Source organism: Robiginitalea sp., from assembly GCF_049588695.1.
Lineage (GTDB): Bacteria > Bacteroidota > Bacteroidia > Flavobacteriales > Flavobacteriaceae > Robiginitalea.
On the sequence record NZ_JBAVZJ010000437.1, the window covers coordinates 1 to 2,921 of the forward strand.

Here is a 2,921-nt window from a genome sequence, read left to right on the forward strand (position 1 = left end):
TAAACTGAAAACCTTTGTCCGTGTATTCTACTGCAATTTTAGATTTTGATATGGAATCGTTTTGCGCTTGAGCCCCAATCCCCTTAAGGGTCAACAGGAGTATCTAAATAGTACGTATGGCAAAGTATGCAGGACGGTGGGTCATTGGTCTTGAGTGGCTGCAAAACTCAAAATAGCGAAAAAAAAATGTTCTTGTCAGAATTTCAGTTCCTCATGCTTATCCCACAGGCCCCAAAATGCCCCCACGTCTCCCTCGGCTCCCACCTTCCAGGATTCGTCAAAAGATGAAAAGTAAAAAACCTCAATGTCATCCTCGGATGCCCATTTCTGGGTATTGATAAAGTATTTCAGAAAATTCTCAAAAGAGGGGTGTGCCCCATTGGTACTACTCCCTTCACTGGGCCATCCTGTTTCGGATACTATCACCTTTTTTCCGTTCCCCGCCCGTAAAGCCCTCTGAAACATGTCTTTCATATAGAGTATGGAATAGTCTAAATGACATCCCTCCCAGAAAGGATAGCAATTGGCAAGGATCACGTCACAGGCCTCTGTGATCCTGGGGTGGTCTACAAATTCATAATAGGCATCCACATATCCTACCGGCAGGTCCGGTACTGCAGACTTTACCTCATGTATAAACCCGAGGAGTTCCTCTTCCGTCAGGTCACCCCGAAGTAAAACTTCGTTCCCTACCGCTGCAATATCCACAAGGCCCTCTTTGGCCAACAGGATCAGGTTGTCCACTTCCTCCCGGTTGATCTCCGGGTCATCGCCCAACCAGGCACCCACCATGGTTTTGATTCCGAATTCTTTCGCAATTCCCGGGATTTTTTCATTTCCTTCGGTACAGGAAAAAGACCGGATCCATTCGGTATAGGGCTTTATGATCTCCATACGCCTTCTAATCTGGGATTCGGAAATGCGTTCCCCGGGTTTTTGTCCCTCCTCATATGGGCTAAAACACAAGCCGTGCATCCCCATGGCCAGAATCTCTCTTGCCTTTTCTTTCAAAGCTTCCCCGCTTAGTCCCGATAACTCGGTGGCAGCCAGTGCCAGACGCTTATCTTCTCTGTATGACATTACCTATTCGTATTTTAAGTGTTCGTTCTGATCCCAAATTCCCCATCCGGCGCCCACGTCACCTTCGTGATGCAGTTTCCAGGATTCATCAAAAGACGTGAAATAAAAGAGGCGTAACTCGTTTTCCTGTTGCCATTTGCTGACATTGATAAAATATTTCATGGCATTCACAGAGGAAGGCTCTGCGGCTTCCCTCTTACTGCCTTTGTTGGGCCACCCGGTTTCTGTAATAATCACTTGTTTACCTTTAGAAACTTCCTGGGTAAGCTGATACATACGCTTTAGGTATCCCGCCGCCATGTGGATCTCTGAGCCTTCCCAGAACGGATAGCAGTTTGTCAGAATTACATCGCAGGCTGCCAGGAGTTCGGGACGTTGGATTAACTGGTAGTAGGCGTCCACATAACCCACCGGTATTCCCGGTAAAGCCGCTTTCACCCTTTGCATATACTCGAGTATTTCCCCTTCCGACAACTCATTTCGGAGCAGGACCTCATTCCCAACCGCGGCAATGTCTACCATCCCGGCTTTACCCAGGGCAATCAGGCCCTCGATTTCCTTCTCATTGCGCGCTTTGTCCCTGCCAATCCAGGCGCCAACCATCGTCTTTAAACCTTTTTCCCGCGCTACCTGGGGAATAAATTGATTTCCATCCGTGCAGGAGAAAGAACGCACCCATTGGGTATAGGGTTCGATAACCTCCATACGCTTTCTTATTTGGGACTCTGTGAGTATATCACCAATATCCTGACCCTCGGTATAAGGACTAAAACACAAGCCGTGAATCCCTTGCTCTAAAGAGGCTGAAAAAAGTTTTTGTATCTCAGCCTCACTTTTGGTTTCGAAAGGTACATCTGAAGCCAGGTCGAGTTCCAAATCCCCACCCATCAAAGACATGAGTTGTCCGGATGGATAGTAAGAGGATGACGAAGTCGCGGGCTTTTCTTTTCGTCTGTCGAGTTCGGCCCTTATTTCATTGGCGCGCTCTTCGGTCACATCGTAATCCCACATGACGTACATGGCAATAAGGGTCCCGAGTATGGGAACTCCTGAGTAGAATGCCCTTAATCCCGTAATGGCACCCTCTGTTTGCTGGGCGGCATCAGCATCAAAACCGACTAACGACAAAATTGCCCCACTTAATAAACCTGCAATGGCGAAGCCGAACTTAACCATCCACCAGTAGATGGCTCCGAATACCCCTTCCCTTCGCTTTCCACTACTGAGTTCGTCCAGGTCAATGACGTCAGCAGTCATTGACATCATCAGGACAAATAAACTTCCAATACCGAAGGAGAAAAAAGGCAGGGCGAAAATGAACATAAAAGGCTTCCCGGGGATAAACAAAAACCAAAGCATTATATACCCTATTACCGAAATTCCCTGGGACGTCACAAAAGCCCTCTTTTTACCCATTTTCTTAGACATTTTTGTCACAATGGGAATGACTAAAAAGGTAGTAATCAATGCTCCCAAACTACCGAAAAGCGTCGGCCAAATCCCTGCGGCCCCTGCATCTCCGTTAAACAGGTAATAAACCACAATAAAGAAGGAGAATGCCGCAATGGTATTAAAAGCGTTGAAGATAAAAAAGGTAGCAATACACAACTTCCGGAAAGGCGGGGATTTAAACGCCTCTTTAAACCCTTGAAGTATTTCTTTTAGGCTTCCGCCTATATTGCTGACCGTAAGTGGGGAGTAATCTTCATTGACGGTGGATTTGCTTTTGAGGAATATAGCCGGAACCATAGCGAATACCATACAGATAACCCCCACCCAAACGGCAAGGGTACGCGTAGCAACATCGGCAGATTCAAACCAGCCCTGGTCGTACATGATCA

Annotated in this window: 2 protein-coding genes; both read right to left on the minus strand. The window is 47.0% G+C overall.

The window, feature by feature from the left end; genetic code table 11:
• Positions 1 to 195: 195 nt before the first annotated feature.
• Complete coding sequence (locus WBV75_RS10425; protein WP_424120550.1) at positions 196 to 1,080, minus strand: glycosyl hydrolase family 17 protein; 885 nt, start codon at positions 1,078 to 1,080, stop codon at positions 196 to 198.
• A gap of 3 nt (positions 1,081 to 1,083) precedes the next feature.
• Positions 1,084 to 2,921 (minus strand): MFS transporter (locus WBV75_RS10430; RefSeq protein ID WP_424120551.1); only part of this gene is annotated, 1,838 nt, incomplete at its 5' end.